Here is a 17,929-nt window from a genome sequence, read left to right as displayed (position 1 = left end):
CATGACAACCCCGCCGGCCCCCGTGAGCGATTCACCGCCCCCCGACACGATCGGCGGGCGGTATCGGGTGTTGAGCGTGCTGAAGCGCGGGCGCGACGAGCAAACCTACCTGTGCTCCGACCCGGCGCGCGGCACCTCGGTCGTGGTCCGGACGCTGGCGACGGCCTCGGCCACCGCTCGGATGCAGGCGGAGCACGAAGCGCACGTCCTCGCCCAACTCAAAAGTGCCCACCTCGCACCGCCCCTGGACTTCGGATTGGTGGGCGACCTCCCCTACCTCGTCACGCCCTTCGTCCCAGGCGTCACGCTCCAGGCCAAGCTGCGGCGCGGGCCGCTGGGCGTGCCGGAAGCGATCACCGTCGGGCGGGCCGTACTGGCCGCGCTGGGCGAGGCGGACGCCCGCGACGTGCTGCACCGCGACGTGAAGCCGGCCAACATCATCGTGAACGACAACGGCGAGGTCGGCGCGGTGACCCTGCTCGACTTCGGGCTGGGCCGCGGCGCGGCGCTCGACCCGGCGGCCCGCGACCGGTGGGCCGCGGACGCGCAGTACCTTTCGCCCGAGACGGCCGGGCTGCTCGACCAGGACGTGACCGCGTGTTCCGACCTGTACGCGGTCGGCATCGTCCTGTTCGAGTGCCTCGCCGGGCGCCCGCCGTTCCAGGCGGCCAGCGTCGGCGAGGTGCTGCGCCGGCACATGACGACACCGCCGCCCGAGTTGCGGGGCCTCGGCCTGTCCGTCCCGCGCGTCCTCGACGAGGTCATCCAGCGGCTCTTGCGCAAGGACCCCCGCGACCGCTACCAGTCGGCCGCGGCCGTGGCCGCTGACCTCGCCGCGATCGCCGACGCGCTGGCCCGGGGCGAGACCGAGCTGACGCTGGTGGTCGGGCGGCACGACCGGCGGCGGACGCTCACCGAACCGGCGTTCGTCGGCCGCGGCTCGGAACTGGGGGCACTCGCCGCGCGGCTCGACCAGGCGCAGGCCGGGAACGGCGGGCTGGTGCTGGTGGAGGCCGAATCGGGCGGCGGCAAAACCCGGCTGCTCGCCGAGTTCGCTCTCCACGGCGCGGGCGCGGGCGCGTGGCTGTTGCGCGGCCAGGGTCTCGACCAGGCGGCCCAGCGACCGTTCCAACTGCTGACCGGGGTGGCCGACGGGGTGCTCGCGGCCGCGCGGCTGGAGCCGGCGGTCGGGGCGGCCGTCCGGGCCGCGCTCGGGGGCCACGCCGAAGGAGTGTGCGCGGCGCTGCCCGAACTGACCGGGGTGTTCGGCTCGGCCGACGCGGGCGAACTCGGCCCGGAGTCGTTCGCGGAAACGCGGAGCGTGCAGGCGCTGACCGCCCTGCTCGACGCGCTCGGTTCGACCGGTCGCCCGGCGCTGGTGCTGCTGGACGACTGCCAGTGGGCGGACGGGATGACGCTAAAGGTGTTGAGCACCTGGCACCGCCAGACGGCGGCGAACCCGTTCGTACTCCTCGTCGCCGCCTTCCGGTCGGAGGAGGTGCCGCCCGGCCACCCGCTCCGCACGCTGCAACCAGACGCGAGCCTGGCGCTGCCCGCGTTCCCCGCGGCCAACGTGCGGAAGCTGGTCGAGTCGATGGCCGGGCCACTGCCGGACGTGGCGGTCGAGGTGGTCGAGCGGCTGGCCGAGGGCAGCCCGTTCATGGCGTCGGCGGCGCTGCGGGGGCTGGTCGAGTCGGGCGCGCTCGTGCCCGACTCGAGCGGGTGGCGCGTCGCGCCGTCCGCGCTGGCCGCGGTGCAGTCGTCCCGGCACGCCGCCGCGTTCCTGGCCCGCCGCATGGAACTGATGCCGGCCGCGACCGTTCAACTACTGTCCGCCGGCGCGGTGTTGGGCAAAGAGTTCGACCTGTCGGCGGCGGCGAAGTTGGCCGGGCAAGGGCCGGCCGAGGCGATTGCCGCTCTGGACGAGGCCCGCCACCGACACATCGTCTGGCGGAAAGGGCAGGCCGACACGTGCGCCTTCCTGCACGACAAACTCCGCCAGACCTTGCTCGCCCGGCTGCCGGAGCGGGAGCGCCGCGCGCTGCACCTGCGCACAGCGCTCGACTTGGAGGCGACGGAGCCTGGGCGGGTGTTCGAACTGGCTTACCACTTCGACGCGGCCGGCGAGAGCGGCCGGGCGCTGCCGTCCGCCCTCGCCGCGGCGGAGCGGGCGCGGGCGCAGCACGCGCTGGAGAGCGCCGAGGAGCAGTACCACATCGCGGCGCGCGGCACGCCGGCCGACGCGGCCACCCGGTACCGAATTGCGGAGGGGTTGGGCGACGTGCTCATGCTACGAGGCCGGTACGAGGACGCCGCCCGCCACACCGAACACGCCCGCGAACTGGCCGACGGCGACATCGCGAAAGCGCAGATCGAGGGCAAACTCGGCGAACTGGCGTTCAAGCGCGGCGACATGAAGACGGCGATGGACGCCATCGAGCGTGCCCTCGCGCTGCTCGGCCGACGGGTGCCGCGTTGGGGCATCACCTTCCTCCTGCTCGTCGTGTGGGAGGCAGCGTGCCAGGCACTGCACACGCTGTTGCCGCGCGTGTTCGTGGGCCGCAAGCCGCTCGCCGGCGCGGAGAGGCCGCTGCTGCTCGTCCGCCTCTACAACCGGCTGACGTACGCCTACTGGTTCAAGCGGGGCCAAATCCCGTGCCTGTGGAGCCACTTGCGCGGCATGAACCTGGCCGAGCGGTATCCGCCTACGCCGGAGCTGGCGCAGGCGTACTCGATCCACGCCCCGGTGATGAGCTTGGTGCCGTACATCGGCCGCGGCGTCGCCTACGCCCGCAAGTCGCTGGCCGTGTACACGGCGCTCGGCGACGTATGGGGGCAGGGGCAGTCGCTCCACTTCTACGGCATCGTGCTGTACGTCGCGGCCCGGTACGAAGAGGCCATCGAGAAGCTGCGCGAAGCGGTGCGGTTGCTGGAGCGCACCGGCGATTACTGGGAGGTGAACATCGCGCGGTACCACACCGCGCTGAGCCTGTACCGGCTGGGCGACCTGCCCGCCGCCGCCGCGCTGGCGCGCGGGGTACAAACGTCGGGCCTGGAGTTGGGCGACGCCCAGGCGTCCGGGGTGAGCGTGGACGTGTGGGTGCTCGCGTCCGGCGGGCGGGTCGCCCCGGAGGCGCTACGGGCCGAACTCGACCGCCCGCGCGAGGACGTGCAAGTGACCGCCCAGGTAATGTTGGCCGACGGCGTGCGGCTGTTCATGGCCGGCTGCTTTCAAAAGGCCGAGCAGGTCTTCACCGACGCCCACCGAATCGCCGTCCGCGCCGGCATCCACAACGCCTACGTCCTGCCGCTCCGGCCGTGGCTGGCGGCGGCGCTGCGCCGGCAGGCCGAAGAAACGTCGCCGTTCGCGCCCGCCGCCCGCACCTCGTTGCTCTCACGCTCTCACGCAATCGCGCACAAAGCGGTTCGGGTCGCCCGTGCGTTTCAGACCGACTTGCCACACGCGCTGCGCGAGGCCGGGCTGATCGCGGCGATGCGCGGCGTGCCCCGGCGGGCGCGGAAGCAGCTCGACGAGAGCCTGGCCGTGGCCGAGAAACAGGGCGCGCGATTCGAACACGCCCAGACGCTGCTGGCGCGGGGCCGCGTCGGCGAGGAACTCGGCTGGTCAGGTGCGGACCGCGATCTCGCCGAGGCCCGCGCCGCGCTGCGGGCGCTGGGGGCCGACTTCGCGCTGGACAGCACACCGGAGACGGTCCCGCCGGTCACGGAGGACAAACCGGCGACGCTGGGGCTGGCCGACCGGTTCGACGTGGTGCTGCACTCCGGCCGGCGGATCGCCGCCGCCCTGTCCGAGGCGGACATCTTTCACGAAGTCCGCGAGGCGGCCGGGCGGCTGTTGCGCGGCGAACGGTGCGTCGTACTTCCCGCGGCCGGCCCGGGTGCGGCCGACGCCGGTGCCGAGTTCGGCCGCGTACTGGCCGCCCGCGCGATCGACGGGCGGCGGACGGTGGTGTTCGCCGAAGGGCAGGCGGAGGCGGACGGCGAGGCCGCGCTGCTGGCCGGCGTTCGGTCGGCACTGGGCGCGCCAATCTTCGTCCGCGGGCAGCCGGCCGGGTGCGTGTACACCGAACACCGGCAAGTGAGCGGACTGTTCGGCGAGGACGAGAAGCACCTGGCCGACTTCATCGCCGCCATCGCCGGCGCGGCCCTGGAGAACGCCGAAGGGTTCGCCAAGCTCCAGCGGCTCAACGAGACGCTCGAACAGCAGGTAGCCGCACGGACAGAGGAGTTGCGGATCGCGAAAGACTTGGCCGAGGGGGCGAACCGGGCCAAGAGCGACTTCCTGGCGAACATGAGCCACGAGATCCGCACCCCGATGAACGGCGTCATCGGCATGACCGAACTGGCACTGCAAACCAAGCTCTCGCTCCAGCAGCGGGAGTATCTCACCATCGTCATGCAGTCGGCCGACGCCCTGCTCCGGCTGCTCAACGACATCCTCGACGTGTCCAAGATCGAGGCCGGCAAGTTGGAGTTGGAGGCCATCGACTTCCCGCTGCGGGACTGCGTCGGCGACGCCATGCACGCGCTCGGGGTCCGCGCCGCGGAAAAGAATCTGGAACTGACGTACCTCATTCCGCCGGACGTGCCGGACGTGCTGGTCGGCGACCCCGGGCGGCTGCGGCAGGTGCTCGTCAACCTGGTCGGCAACGCGCTCAAGTTCACCGCGGCCGGCGAGGTGGTGGTCGCGGTCACGGTGGACGATCTCACCGACACCGACGTGCATCTGCACTTCGTCGTCACCGACACCGGCATCGGCATCCCGCCGGACAAGCAGCAGCAAATCTTCGAGGCGTTCGGCCAGGCCGACACCTCGACCACGCGCAAGTTCGGCGGCACCGGTTTGGGGCTGACCATCTCGATGCAACTGGTCAAGCTGATGGGCGGCCGGCTGTGGGTGGAGAGCGAGCCGGGCGAGGGGAGTTCGTTCCACTTCGTCGTGCGGTTCGCGCGGTCCGCGGCGGCCGCCCCGCAGTTCTGGTCACACCCGGAGGCGCTGCGAGACCTCCCGGTGCTCGTGGTGGACGACAACAACACCAACCGCCGCATCCTCGACGACGTGCTGACCAACTGGGGCATGCAGCCGACGCTGGCCGCCGACGCGGAGGCCGCGCTCGCCCGGATGAACGAGGCCGCGGACCGCGGCGAGCCGTTCCGGTTGGCCCTGCTCGACGCCCGCATGCCCGACACCGACGGGTTCATGCTCACCGACCGCATCAAGCAGAACCCGAGGTTGGCAGCCTGCACGATCCTCATCCTGTCGGCCGCCGGGCAAATGGAACAGGCCACCCGGTACATCGACCGCGGCATCGCCCGCTATCTCATCAAGCCAGTCAAGCAGTCGGACTTGCTGGACGCAGTCCTCCGAGCCGTCGGCGCGACCCCGGAGTTGGAACACGCGCCGTACGCGCCCGGCGCGCGGCCGGTTCGCGTGCTGAACATCCTCCTGGCCGACGACAGCCCGGTGAACCAGAAGGTAGCCGGCCGGCTGTTGGAACTGCGCGGCCACCGCGTCACCGTGGTGAACAACGGCCGCGAGGCGGTGGAGGCGTGGGAACAGGGAGTCAGGAGTCAGGGGCCAGGAGTCAGGAGCCAGGAGCCAGGAGCCAGCGAAAAGAGTGTTTCTGCCACGCTGACTCCTGACTCCTGGCCCCTGACTCCTGGCTTCGACGTGGTGTTGATGGACATGCAGATGCCGGAGGTGGACGGGTTCGAGGCGACCGCCGCGATCCGCCAGCGCGAGCAGGGCACCGGGCGGCGCACGCCGATCATCGCCATGACCGCGAACGCGCTGAAGGGCGACCGCGAGAAGTGCCTGGCCGCCGGGATGGACGAGTACATCACCAAGCCGATCCAGTCGGCCGTGCTGTACAGCGTGGTCGAGGGGACCGCACCGCCGGAGCCGGAAGACGCGCCCACGCCGGAAGACGCGCCCACCAAGGTGATGAACTGGGACGCGGCCCTGCGTCGCGTCGGCGGGCGTGCCGACCTGTTAGAACAGATCGTCGGCATTTTTCTGAGCGAGTGTGGGAAGATGATGGGCGACATCCACTCCGCTCTCGACGCACGCGACATGCCCCGGTTGCGGCGGGTTGCGCACTCGCTGAGAGGGTCGGCGGACTGCTTCGGGGCCGGGCCGACGGTGGCCGCGGCTTTGCGGTTGGAGCTGATGGGCCGAGATAGTATGTTGCAGGATGCCGAAAACACATTCGCCGATCTGGAACGCGAGTTGGAGCGGCTGAAGCTGGCTCTGTCCGCTCGCGCACCGCGCGGCCCTTAGCGAACGGCGGGAGTCGATTATGGTGACGGTTCTGGTAGTCGACGACACGCCGCTCGACCGGCACCTGGCGGGCGCACTCATCCAGGAGCGGGCCGGCTGGACCGCGGTGTTCGCGGAGGACGGACGGCAGGCGCTCGATCTGATCCGGCGCGATCCACCAGACCTAGTGCTGACCGACCTGCAGATGCCCGAGCTGAACGGACTGGAGTTGGTCGAGGCGGTGCGTCGCGAACACCCCGGCATCCCGGTGGTGCTGATGACCGCCTACGGCAGCGAGGACATCGCCGTTGAAGCGCTGCAGAAGGGGGCAGCGAGCTACGTCCCCAAGAAGAACCTCGCCAGCGACCTCGTCTCCACCCTCGAATCGGTGCTGCCGGTCACCGAGGTCACGGCCGATCATCGCCGCGTGCAGGCGTGCCTGACGGCGTCGGAGTTCACCTTCGACCTGACGCACGATACCACCCCGCTCCAGCCGCTCATCGGCCACCTGCAAGACCACATGCTGCAGCGGAAGCTGGTCGGCGAAGAAGATCTCGTGCGGGTCGGCACCGCGCTGTACGAGGTGCTGTTAAACGCCATCGAGCACGGCAACCTGGAACTGAGTTCAGAGCTGCGCGAGGTGGACAACGGCGCGCCGTACAAGAAACTGGCCGCGGAGCGGCGGCGGCAAAGCCCGTACAAGGACCGCACGGTGCGGCTGGTGGCGCGGTTCTCGCGCGACGAGTCGGCGTTCACCGTCCGCGACGAGGGGCCGGGGTTCGACCCGGCGAAGTTGCCCGACCCGATGGACCCCGAGAACATGGCCAAGTCGAGCGGCCGCGGGCTGCTGCTCATCCGCACCTTCATGGACGACGTCCGGTTCAGCGCCCGCGGCAACGAGGTCACGCTAGTCAAGCACCGCCCGGAGTGACGTCACGCGAAGACGGATTCCTTCGGGAGTTCCGCGCTCGCGACGTTATTCGACTCGCCGGAAGTGAAAGCGGGCGCGACGCTACGCCGCGGACGGGTCCGGGGCTTGAACCCGAAGACCGATCCGGCGGTATGCCGCCTCAGCCTATTCCCCTCGGGTTATAAGCTGCAAGGGCCAACCCGGCCAATGCGTTGCTGCGTTGGAAGACGGTCAATCTCTTGACGCTCGCCCCGTGTCCGCGAAGATGGACCGTCCCGTCTGACGCGGGGCTTAACGGAGGACGGCGGTGGGTTGCGAGATGTTCTGCTGCGGGACGTTGATGTCCACGATATTACTCCTCATCACCCTCGCCGTCGAACGGGCAAACCGCCCCCCGGAGACGCCACTGCCGCCCGAACCGCCGACGCCACCCCCGGTTTCCGAGCCGCCCACGACCCTGTGACCAAGCCTTCTACGCCTTCCCGAGCACCCCTACAAAGGGGTACCGAAGGGACCATTTCAGTCGTCGTCGCGAACCTTTGCACCGCCTCACGCCTCCCTTCCCCCGAGTAGCGACAACAACTGCCGCCGTTGATCGGGCGTCAAGGACGAGACGAAGGCAGCCAGCGGGTCAACTGCCCCGGATTCTGCACCGCTTGAAATCTTGGTTTTCTGCAAGTCGTTAGTGGTACTGCGTTCTCGGAAGCGTCCCGAATCCAGCCACCACTGCTCTCACGGGGATCGGCTAACGGTAGGCCAGCGGTCTCTGAAGCCGCGTGTGAAGGTTCGAATCCTTCTCCCCGTACTCGGTCCGGCTCGGTGGCGCAACGGTAGACGCAGCGGCCTTAAAAGTCGTGTGTTGCGGGTTCAAATCCCGCCCGGGCTATTTGCTTCGGGGTCGTCCAACGGCAGGACACCGCCCTTTGAAGGCGGCGATGCTGGTTCGAATCCAGCCCCCGAAATCTTCACGACCCTTACGGCGAGCCTCCGGGTGAATGGTGCCCCAGACCATCCCCGGAGGCTCGGCCACGCGCCCCGACCGGCAATTTGTACCGTCTGTACGGTCTTTGTCTCTTGTGACTCGTGGCCGAACGCTCAGAGCCGATTCCGGACGTGTCAGGATTCGACCCGGCAGACGCTTCGACCGATACTCGACGTACGAACCCGGTGTCTGTTCCAATCGGCTCTTGCTGAATCCCTCTCATCGGCGGCACGAACGACCGGCTCAAAGGAGTGAGTCACTATGCCCTGGTTAACCCGCTTCCTGCCCCAAACGATGGCCGCCACGGTCGCGTGGGTGGGGATTCAATCGGCGTCCGCACAGTCGCCCGTCGGGGAGCGTCTCCCGACCTCGGCGGCCGCCCCCGTCGAAAAAATCGCCCCGATGCCGCCGGCGGCACCGCCTGTGACGGCCCCGGTCGTAACCCCGATGGCGGTCCCTGCACCAGCCCCGGTTCCGGACGGCGGCGCGTGCCCGGCGTGCGGCGGTAGCGGGTGCGATTCCTGCCAGCCGTTCAACTTCAAGAAGGTGCCACCGGTCCGCACACAGACGCGGGCGGGGATGTTCCCAATCCCGCCGAGCGGCAAGGGGGCGTACAACCTCCTCGCTGCCGTCCAGGGGAAGGAAGTCGACGCGCCGCCAAAGTTCGGGTACGCCCCGTCCGCCCTCCAGCCGTTGCCGTTCTATGACGGCGACTGGCGCTACCTCGACGACCCGAAGACGCCGCCCAAGGACCGGCTCGACGAGTTGAAGCGCATCCACCTCGGCGACGACTGGCTGATGGCCGTCGGCGGCCAGGCGTGGACGCGGTACATGAACGAGTACAGCAGCCGCCTGACGAACACCAACAACGTCTACCAACTCTCGCGGTTCCGCCCCTACTTGGACTTGTGGTACAAGGACGTGTTCCGGTTCTACGTCGAGGCCAACGTCACATACACGCAGTTCCAGGACGTGGCCCCGCTGGTCATCGACGAGTCCGGGCCGGACATCCAGAACCTGTTCATCGACGTGAAGCTCGGCGACGTTGCCAACGCCCCGGTCTACCTGCGGGCCGGCCGGCAAGAACTGTCCCTCGGCTCACAGCGGCTGATCTCCGCCCTTGACTGGGCGAACACCCGGCGGACGTTCCAGGGGCTGCGGCTGCTCCGCACCGGCGAGAAGCTCGACTTCGATGCGTTCGTGTTGCAACCGGTTGTGCCGAACGCGAACAAGCTCGACAGCGGCGACAACAACCAACTCTTCGCCGGGACGTTCATGACCTACCGCCCGAAGAAGGGCCAGGCCATCGACCTGTACTATTTGATCCTCGACAACGTCAATAACGTCACCCAGCAAGGCATCGTGCGGGCACCGGCCACGACGCACACCGTCGGCGGGCGGTACTACGGCGACAAAGACCTCAACGACTGCTACAAGCTGTTGTGGGACGTCGAAGGCGGCCTCCAGTTCGGCCAGCGCGGCCAGCAGGACATCTTCGCGGGCTTCGCGTCGGCCGGGGCGGGGATTAACTTCCGCAAGGCGGCGTGGAACCCGACCCTGTGGGCGACCTACGACTACGCCAGCGGCGACGACAGCCCGAACGGCGGCAGCCGGTACTCGACGTTCAACCAGCTCTTCCCGTTCGGCCACTACTACCTCGGGTGGGCGGACTTGGTCGGCCGGCAGAACATCCACGACGTGAACTTCAGCCTCTACCTGTACCCCCAGAAGTGGCTGACGACGAACATCCAGGTCCACAACTTCTGGCTGGATAGCGTCCGCGACGGCCTGTACAACACGGCCGGCGTCGCCTACCGCCGGGACGCCACCGGCCGCGCTTCGCCCTACGTCGGCTCGGAAGTGGACATCATCAACAACTTCCACCTGACGCGGCGGACCGACTTCCTGGTCAGCTACGCCTACCTGTTCGGCGGCGGCTTCCTCCGCGACACGGCCGCCCCCGGGGCCGGGACGAACGCCAGCACCCTGGCGGCCCTCTTCAACATCCGGTACTAAACCCCCGTACCCGGAACGCGGCCCCGGCGAAGACCTCGCCGGGGCCGCGTCGTTTCTCGCCCACCGATGGGCGGACGGGGCCGCGTTCCGATAATGTCAGGGACAGTTGCCCTATCAAACCGGGAGCACCCATGACGGCGATACGCCACGCGGACGAACCGGCCGCCAACGCCAACCGCGAAACGATCACGCGGACGGAACCCCGGAGCCTCCGCACGTTCACGCCGACGCAGGCCGTCATCGCCGAGAGTGCGGGCGTCTTCCACTGGACGCCCGACGGCCGCCGACTGTACGACTTCAGTTCCGGCGTCCTCGTCTCGAACCTCGGCCACAACCCGACGCGGTGGATGCAACACTTCTGCCGGTACATGGGCTGGCCGCCGGGCGGCCACGTGGGCGAGTATTCGCCGGCCGTGCCGATGACCGCGTACAACGCGATCACGCCGGTGGAAGCCGAGGCCAACCGCCGACTGCTCAAGGCGCTGCACCACTGCCCCGGCGGCGCACACCTGCAATCGGTCCTGTGGGCGGCGTCCGGATCGGAGGCGATTCAGAAGGCGCTCTGGGCAGCGATGGCCCGCGACAAGGCGCGGCCGATGGTCCTCGCCACGCGGTTCGGCTTCCACGGCAAGAAGGGCCTGTCGCACGCCGTCACCGGCAGCGAGACTGACGCCGAGCGCGACCCGCGCGTGCGGTTCATCAGCTTCCCGATGGCCGAGTGCCAGGACGTGGCGATGCGGGACGGCCCGTTCGACCCGACGCCGTACCAGAAGGAACTCGACGCCCTCTGGCACCAGTTCGGCCCGAAGCTCGGCACACTCATGACCGAGCCGTACCTCGGCGGCGGCGGCTCATACCACCCGCCGAAGGCGTACCTGCAATTACTGGAACGCTTCTGCCGCGAGCACGACCTCGTGTTCATCCTCGACGAAGTGCAGGCGAACTTCGGCCGCACCGGGAAGCTGTTCGCCTTCGAAACCTACGGCCTCACACCGGACGTCGTCGTGCTCGGCAAGGGGTTGGGCAACGGCGTGCCGGTGGCCGCGGCCGTCGGCCGGGCCAACGTGTTCAGTTCGCTCGACTACGGCGAAGCGTCTGACACCTGGAGCGCGAACCCGCTGAGCGCCGCCGCCGTGCTGGCCACTCTCGACGAGTTCGAGGCCCGCGACGTGATCGGCGGGATGGCCGAATCATCCCGACTCATCGAAGAGGGGTTACTGTTGCTGAAGCGGTTCCTGTTCGTGGCGAACGTCCGCGGCGAGAAGGGCGGCATGGTCTGGGGCGTCGAGATGCGGGACCACGCCGGGAAGACGGCCGCCGAATGGGCGAACGCGCTCGTGTTATCGTGCTACCACGGCGACGGCACGGACGGCGTCCACCTGCTCGGCCCCCTGTCGAAGAAAGTGATCCGCGTCGCCCCGCCGCTGACGATCACGCCCGAAGAGGCGGCCCACGCGCTGGCCCTGATCGACCGAGCCGCCGGCCGATTGGCGGGCGAACCCGTGCCGGAGCAACACGCATGAGTGCCGACCCGCTCTTCGAACTGCTCGGCATGGCGTTAGAGTTGATGCACAAACCGTTTCTCGTCCCCGGCGACCCGCGCTCGGCGGAACTGGAGTTCTACCACCAGTTCCGCAAGCTCTGGGACCGCGGAATCCCGGTCGGCCTGGGGTTGGGCCACATCCTGCTGCACCCAACGCCCGACGGAATGTTGCGAATCGACCGCCTCGCCGAGAAGGGGCAACCCGCCGAGTGCCTGGCCCTGATCGCGTTCACGGCGGCAGAGTTCCCGCCCACCGCGTGCCGCCACCGCGTGCGAATCGCACCGACCGGCGACCGCTGGCAAATCCAGAACCCCGGTTAGCGCCGGGGCCAGCGGGTCGCACGCTAACCGAGCACGCCCTTCACCACCTCGCCGTGGACGTTCGTCAGCCGCCGCTGAATCCCGTTGTGGTAGAACGTCAGTTTCTCGTGGTTCAGCCCGAGCAGGTGCAACACGGTCGCGTGGAAGTCGTGCCACGGCACCGGCCGCTCGGCCACTTTCCAGCCGATGTCGTCGGTCGCGCCGTACACGCTACCCGCTTTCAGCCCCGCCCCGGCCATCCACACGCTGAACCCGTACTTGTTGTGATCGCGACCCGGCCCCACGATCGTCGGCCCCGACTGCGCGAACGGCGTGCGGCCGAACTCCGTCGTGAACAGCACGAGCGTGTCCTTCAACATCCCGCGCTGCTTCAAGTCGCGGAGCAATGCCCCAACCGGCCGGTCGATCCGCTCGGCTTCGAGCGTGTGGTTCTCCTTCACGTTCTCGTGCGCGTCCCAACTCACCCGCGGGCTGCCGGCGACCGGCCCGCCGGAGAAGAGTTGCACGAACCGCACGCCCTTCTCCAGCAGTCGGCGGGCGAGCAGGCAGTTGCGACCGAACGCCGCCGTCTTCGGGTCATCGAGGCCGTAGAGCGTGTGCGTGTCCTTCGTCTCCTTCGAGACGTCCGCCACCGCCGGCACGGACAACTGCATCCGGGCGGCGAGTTCGTAGCTGCGGGTGCGGGCAGCGAGCAGATCGTCGGCCCCGGAGTGTTCCCGGTGCGCCGCGTTCATCGCCTTCAGCAACTCACGGCTCTCGGCCTCGGCCGGTTGCTTCTCCTTCGGGAACAGGTCGCGGACCGGCGACTCGCCCGATTGCAGCACGACGCCCTGGTGCTCGGCCGGCAGGAAGCCGTTTGACCAGACGGCCGCCCCGCCGTTGGGTTGGCCACGCGGGTCGGGCAGCACCACGTAGGCGGGCAGTTCCTCCGACTCGCTGCCGAGGCCGAAGCTCGCCCAACTGCCCATTGAGGGGAAGCCGCTGAACTGGAAGCCGCTGTTGCCGAGGTAGAGCGCCGGCGTGTGGTTCGCGGAGTCGGCCGTCATCGAGCGGATGACGGTGAGTTCGTCGGCCATCTCGGCGACATGCGGGAACAGGTCCGAGATCATCAGCCCCGACTGGCCGCGCGGCCGGAACTTCCAGTCCGGCTGCCGCAGGAGGCCAACCTGCCCGAAGAAGATGTCCGGCGTCTCGGTGGTGTCGAGTTTCTTGCCGTGCAACTTCGCGAGCTTCGGCTTGTAGTCGAACGAGTCGAGGTGGCTCAGCCCGCCGATGAGCGAGATGTGAACAACCCGCTTCGCCTTCGCCTCGAAGTGCGGCTGCGGGGCCGCAGATGCCTCACGACCGAGCAGGTGCAACAGAGCCGTGGCCGCGAGGCCGCCGACAGACCAAGAGCCGAAGTCGCGGCGAGAGAGGAGAGGCGGGGTCATTCGATCACCACGAATTCGTCGCAATTGAACAGCACGCGGCCGAGCGACTTCAGGCCGTGCTTCTCCACGAATGCCACCGCAGGCTTCAACTCCCCGTCTGTCGGCGAACGACCGAGAGCCAGTCGGTAAGCCCGCTCCACCTTCGCTGACACCGCAATGTCATCAGCCTTCGCACGCTCGGCTTCGATCCGCTTCTCGAAGTGGCCGCTCATCCGCAGAACGAAGCTGTCGTTCCAGAGAGCCAGGGCTTGCAGCGGGGTCGTCGTCACCTGCCGCCGCGGCGTGAGGGCCGACGGGTCCGGGCAGTCGAAGGTTTCCAACAGCGCCGACCGCTCGCCGCGCGGCGAGAAACGGTAGACCGTGCGGCGGTGGAACGCGGCTCCTTCCGGGTCGATCGGCTCGTAGAACTTCGTGCCGGCGTTGCCGTGTGTGCGCACGTCGTGGAACGGCGGCCCGCCGACGGCCGGGTTCAGTTGGCCGGACACCTGCAAGATCGCGTCGCGGATCGCCTCAGCTTCCAACCGCGTCGGCGACTTCCGCCACAGCAGGCGGTTGTCGGCATCCATTGCGACCGCCGCCGGGTTCTTCGCCGAGGACTGCCGATAGGCAGCGCTCGTGACCATGAGTTTGTGGACGTACTTGAGCGACCAGCCGTGTTCGATCAGTTCGCCCGCGAGGCGGTCGAGCAGTTCCGGGTGAGAAGGGCGACCGCCGTTGAAGCCGAAGTCGCTCGGCGTCTCGACGAGGCCGACACCAAAGTGGTGGTGCCAGAGGCGGTTGACGATCACCCGGGCGAACAGCGGATTTTCCGCACGGGCGACCCACGCGGCCAGCTTCGCCCGGCGCTGGCCCTCGTCCGCGTCCGCCGGCAGGCCGAAGTCGGCGACGCCGGAAACCGCCGCCACACCACCGGCCGTCACCTCGGCGAGCGGCTTCTCGACACTGCCACGGGCCAGCACGTGCGTCCGTGGTACCGGCTTCGAGAGGACGGTGAACACCGGCAGCGGCGGCGGAATCGCGGCCAACTGCTCGCGGAGTTTCGTTCGCTCGGCAAGGAGTGTCTCGCGCTCGGCTTTCTCCGCGACCGTGAGCGCCGCCAGCATTTCCTCCACTCGCACGCCGACCGCACCCGGGCCGGCCTTCGCGGAGGCGGCCACGTCGGCCGGCGTCAACGCCGTATCGTACAGCCGGGCTTCCTCGATCTCGCCGGTCAGGAACGGCTTGCCGCCGCCGGTGTGCCTCATGCCGAAGACGACCCGCGCGTCGCCCGCTTTCAAGGTCACGGCCTCGCCGGGGCGGTACGGCTCACCGTAAGGTTGCCCGTTGCGGAAGAGAGCGATGCGGCCGTCGGCGTGATACACAACGACCACGTGAATCGGCGCGGCCGTCTCCTTCTCCAACTCGCCGGCCACGGGCCGCGTGCGCGTGAAACTGTTGCTGCCGGCCATCCACTTCCGCGGCTGATTTTCGGCGAAGACGATGGAATCGAATACGCCGCCGTTGGCCGTCTCCACGGTGATGACGCCGCCACCACCTTGGTCCAGCATCGGCAACACCACCCATGCTTCCAGCGTCTTCTCGCGCAAGTCTTTCGTCAGTGCCGCCGTCACGACGTGCGCCTTCCGACCGTCGAGCTTCAGCCGGCCGCTGGCGACAGTCGCCCCGTCCTTCAAAGTGCCGTGAAGCGAGCCGATACTGTCGGTCGCGTCCTTCTCGAAAGTCCACCGACCAATGGGCGACACCGGCAAGGTCGCCACCGCCCGTTTGGCCGCCCGCTGTCGCCCGGCGGCTTCCAGCGCGGCCAGCGACTTCTCGGCCGCACCAAGTTTCGCTTCAAGTTCCTGCTTCCGCCGCTGGTTCTCGGGCGAGGTGAGCGTGCGCTCGCCGTGGTAGACGCCGCCGATGGCGGCCGTGAGGCGGTAGTAGTCGGCCTGCGTGACGGGGTCGAACTTGTGGTCGTGGCAGCGGGCGCACTGCACCGTCAGGCCGAGGAACGTCTGGCCGACGGCCGCGAGCATGTCTTCGAGTTCGTCTTGGCGGGCGGTTCGCTTCGCAACGTCGTCCGCACCGAGGACGGTGTTGTGAATGCCGGCGACGAGGAAGCCGGCCGCCTTGACCGCGTTCGGGTTGCCGGTTTCGAGCGCATCGCCGGCGAGTTGCAACTTCGCGAAGCGGTCGTACGGCACGTCCGCGTTCAGGGCGTCGATCACCCAGTCGCGGTAGTGCCAGGCGTTCGGCCGGGGTTCGTTCCGCTCGAAGCTATCGCTCTCGCCGTACCGCACGAGGTCGAGCCAGTGCCGGCCCCACCGCTCGCCGTAGTGCGGGCTGGCCAGTAGGTGATCGACGACCTTCGCGTAAGCCGCGTCGGTCGGGTTCTTGGCGAACGCCTCAACCTCTTCCGGCGACGGCGGCAGGCCGATCAGGTCGAAGTACAGCCGCCGAATCTGCGTCCGCGGGTCCGCCGGCGGCGACGGCGCAAGTCCCCTCTCTCTTAGCTTCGCCCGGATGAAGTCATCGACGGATTTCCTGACCCCTGACTCCTGACTCTTGACCACTGGCTGCAAAGCCCACCAGTCGCGGCCGGCCCGGTGGTCGGTGGTCGCCGCGAGCGGGTCGATCGGATCGCGGCCCCATATCGCCCCGGCGTCGAGCCACGCCTTCAGTGTTGCCTTCTCGTCGGCGGTCAGCGGCTTCTTCGGCGGCATCTCGTCGGCCGCGACACGCTTCCACAGTTCACTCTCCGCCTTGCCTGCGATGACTTCTGCTGCCCCGGCCCTACGGCTCAAGTCGAGTTTCCCCTTCGCCTCAGCCCCGGCGTGGCAGTCGAGACAACGGCGGGCGATCAGCGGCGCGACCTGCTTGTCGAAATCCGGCGGGGCCGCGAACAGCGGCGGGGCGAACAGCGAAAGAGCGAGCGGGAACAGCCAACGCATGGGAGCGTCCGCGAGAAGGCGGGGGTGGGAGATGTGATGATACCGCAGAAGGGAAGGTCGTCGCAACCAATTACGGCAACAGATCGGCTACGCGAATGCCCGCCGTCGGGGCGGCGAGCGGCGAGACGCTGGCGTCGGGGCCGAAGACTTGGTGCGAACGGTAGGCCGTCGCGCCGAGGCCGGTCGGCAGTAGGGCGGGATCACGGTAGACGAGCAGTTGCCGGCCCTCCAAGTCGATCACCCAGTAGTCCGGCACGCCGGCCGTGGCGTAGAGTTCGGCCTTGGTGGTGGCGTCAAAGCCGAGTGTGCCGTTCGAGACTTCGACGACCAACGCCGCCGTTTTCGGGTGATGATCCGCTTACCGTTCGAGCAGCCCTTCGACTACTGAAACGTCGGGTGCCAACCTGCTGAACTCGTCGATGACCAGCCCCGTTTGAGAGCGGGCGTGGTGGCCGTCACCGCGGAACGTCTTCCACAGCCAGTCGTGGACCTTGCCGATGACGTACTCGTGCTGTGGCGTTCGCCGCGGCCGCGGGTAGATTTCGCCATGAACGAGGACTGAGCGAGCGGCATGGAAGATGTCGAGTTTGTTCAACTCGCTGTACTGCTCCACCGTCCAACGGAACAGCACGAGCGGCGAGCCGACTGGCGGTGAGGCGATCATGTCGTCCAGAGAGAGAGCCAACTTTGCGCTCATCGACCGACCTTTGGTCCAACACTATTGGTCCTTGCTTCCACACGTCGGGCACTTCGGAACGTATCGCAGTTTCCCCCGCCGGCATTGCAGACAAAATTCCAATCGACCCAACGGCCGAACCTTAAGCCAGATCAAAAAGACCGCCCAGGAGAAGAGTTCAGCGAGAACGAAGCTAAGAAGCGCGGCAAGAAGAGCGGCTTCGAGCGGTGAGTAATAACAGACAGCAAGGAGGGAATAGCCAATGCTCCGGCCGAATAATTGCGACATCGCGTAGGTACCGACCCAGACGAGCGGATTATTCCCACGGGCCGCCGTATCACCCGCGAGCCAGTACCCGGCATACCAGATGGCACCGAGATAGGCGGCGTAGAAAATGACGAGCAGGATAAACGTCCACGAGAGTACAGTTCGACGTGTTATCCGTTCAACCTCGGCATCCGGCCTCCTCGGCGGGCAGGCAACTCCGCAGGCTCGCGGGCCACGTTCCTGTTCTCGACGGCTTGCGGGTCGGTGTTTTTCTTCTCGATCCCTTTCGGTGTCGGCCGAATCAACGAAACGATGCCCCAGAACACCAACCCGACGACCGCGATCAGGAGGAACAAGAAGCCGACTGATTTTAAAATGTTCAAAACAGGCCGTTCGCCGAACGGCGATTCGGTCGAAACCAGAGGTTCCGACTCATTTTCCGCTTCATCCTTCGCGAGGTACGCCCGTCCGCACTTCTTGCACTCGATCTGCAAACCCAATATCGCGTGCGTAGCGTACTGCTCGTGGCGGCACTTCGGACAGCGGGTGTACGGCATGACATCTTCCTGAT

General features: G+C 68.1%; 10 protein-coding genes, 3 tRNA genes and 1 pseudogene. 9 read left to right on the top strand and 5 right to left on the bottom strand.

Annotated features, from left to right (window positions below; translation table 11 throughout):
* Position 1: 1 nt before the first annotated feature.
* The 9 genes from PX52LOC_RS11380 to PX52LOC_RS11345 all read left to right on the top strand — a co-directional run bounded on the left by PX52LOC_RS11380 (position 2) and on the right by PX52LOC_RS11345 (position 12,052).
* Positions 2–6,301: a response regulator gene (locus tag PX52LOC_RS11380; protein ID WP_149110214.1), complete on the top strand. Its 6,300-nt coding sequence runs from the start codon at positions 2–4 to the stop codon at positions 6,299–6,301.
* Positions 6,302–6,320: 19 nt separating this feature from the next.
* A complete protein-coding gene (locus PX52LOC_RS11375; protein WP_149110213.1) occupies positions 6,321–7,211 on the top strand; it encodes a response regulator in 891 nt (296 codons plus the stop codon).
* 319 nt (positions 7,212–7,530) lie between these two features.
* Positions 7,531–7,653: a hypothetical protein gene (locus PX52LOC_RS43275; RefSeq protein WP_261368394.1), complete on the top strand. Its 123-nt coding sequence runs from the start codon at positions 7,531–7,533 to the stop codon at positions 7,651–7,653.
* A gap of 271 nt (positions 7,654–7,924) precedes the next feature.
* Positions 7,925–7,995: transfer RNA gene (locus PX52LOC_RS11370), tRNA-Gln, on the top strand.
* Between the two features lie 8 nt (positions 7,996–8,003).
* Positions 8,004–8,076: transfer RNA gene (locus PX52LOC_RS11365), tRNA-Leu, on the top strand.
* Between the two features lie 5 nt (positions 8,077–8,081).
* Positions 8,082–8,152 (top strand) — tRNA-Gln (locus PX52LOC_RS11360).
* 281 nt (positions 8,153–8,433) lie between these two features.
* The gene (locus tag PX52LOC_RS11355; protein WP_149110212.1) at positions 8,434–10,188 is read left to right on the top strand and encodes an alginate export family protein; all 1,755 of its coding nucleotides are present in this window, start codon (positions 8,434–8,436) and stop codon (positions 10,186–10,188) included.
* A 131-nt stretch (positions 10,189–10,319) separates the two neighbouring features.
* Positions 10,320–11,711: an aminotransferase class III-fold pyridoxal phosphate-dependent enzyme gene (locus tag PX52LOC_RS11350; protein ID WP_149110211.1), complete on the top strand. Its 1,392-nt coding sequence runs from the start codon at positions 10,320–10,322 to the stop codon at positions 11,709–11,711.
* The gene (locus PX52LOC_RS11345) at positions 11,708–12,052 is read left to right on the top strand and encodes a hypothetical protein (RefSeq protein ID WP_149110210.1); all 345 of its coding nucleotides are present in this window, start codon (positions 11,708–11,710) and stop codon (positions 12,050–12,052) included. Before PX52LOC_RS11350 ends, PX52LOC_RS11345 begins: the two co-directional genes overlap by 4 nt.
* Before the next feature lie 23 nt (positions 12,053–12,075).
* Here the strand turns inward: PX52LOC_RS11345 and PX52LOC_RS11340 are convergent, their stop codons facing one another.
* The 5 genes and pseudogenes from PX52LOC_RS11340 to PX52LOC_RS11320 form a co-directional block, all read right to left on the bottom strand.
* Positions 12,076–13,482 carry a DUF1501 domain-containing protein gene (locus tag PX52LOC_RS11340; protein WP_149110209.1) on the bottom strand — a complete coding sequence of 469 codons (1,407 nt, stop codon included), beginning with the start codon at positions 13,480–13,482 and terminating at the stop codon, positions 12,076–12,078.
* Positions 13,479–16,415 carry a DUF1553 domain-containing protein gene (locus tag PX52LOC_RS11335; RefSeq protein WP_149110208.1) on the bottom strand — a complete coding sequence of 979 codons (2,937 nt, stop codon included), beginning with the start codon at positions 16,413–16,415 and terminating at the stop codon, positions 13,479–13,481. The genes PX52LOC_RS11340 and PX52LOC_RS11335 overlap by 4 nt, the downstream gene beginning before the upstream one ends.
* Before the next feature lie 70 nt (positions 16,416–16,485).
* Positions 16,486–16,752: pseudogene (locus PX52LOC_RS43605) on the bottom strand (Uma2 family endonuclease); the annotation flags it as partial.
* Positions 16,753–16,773: 21 nt separating this feature from the next.
* The gene (locus tag PX52LOC_RS43600; RefSeq protein WP_149110206.1) at positions 16,774–17,112 is read right to left on the bottom strand and encodes a PDDEXK family nuclease; all 339 of its coding nucleotides are present in this window, start codon (positions 17,110–17,112) and stop codon (positions 16,774–16,776) included.
* Between the two features lie 416 nt (positions 17,113–17,528).
* On the bottom strand, positions 17,529–17,915 hold the full coding sequence (locus PX52LOC_RS11320) for a hypothetical protein (protein ID WP_149110205.1): 387 nt from the start codon (positions 17,913–17,915) through the stop codon (positions 17,529–17,531).
* Between the last annotated feature and the right edge of the window lie 14 nt (positions 17,916–17,929).

This window comes from Limnoglobus roseus, from assembly GCF_008254045.1.
In the GTDB taxonomy this organism is placed as follows: domain Bacteria; phylum Planctomycetota; class Planctomycetia; order Gemmatales; family Gemmataceae; genus Limnoglobus; species Limnoglobus roseus.
Note: the sequence above shows the minus strand (reverse complement) of the source record. Positions and strands in the feature narration are given on the sequence as shown.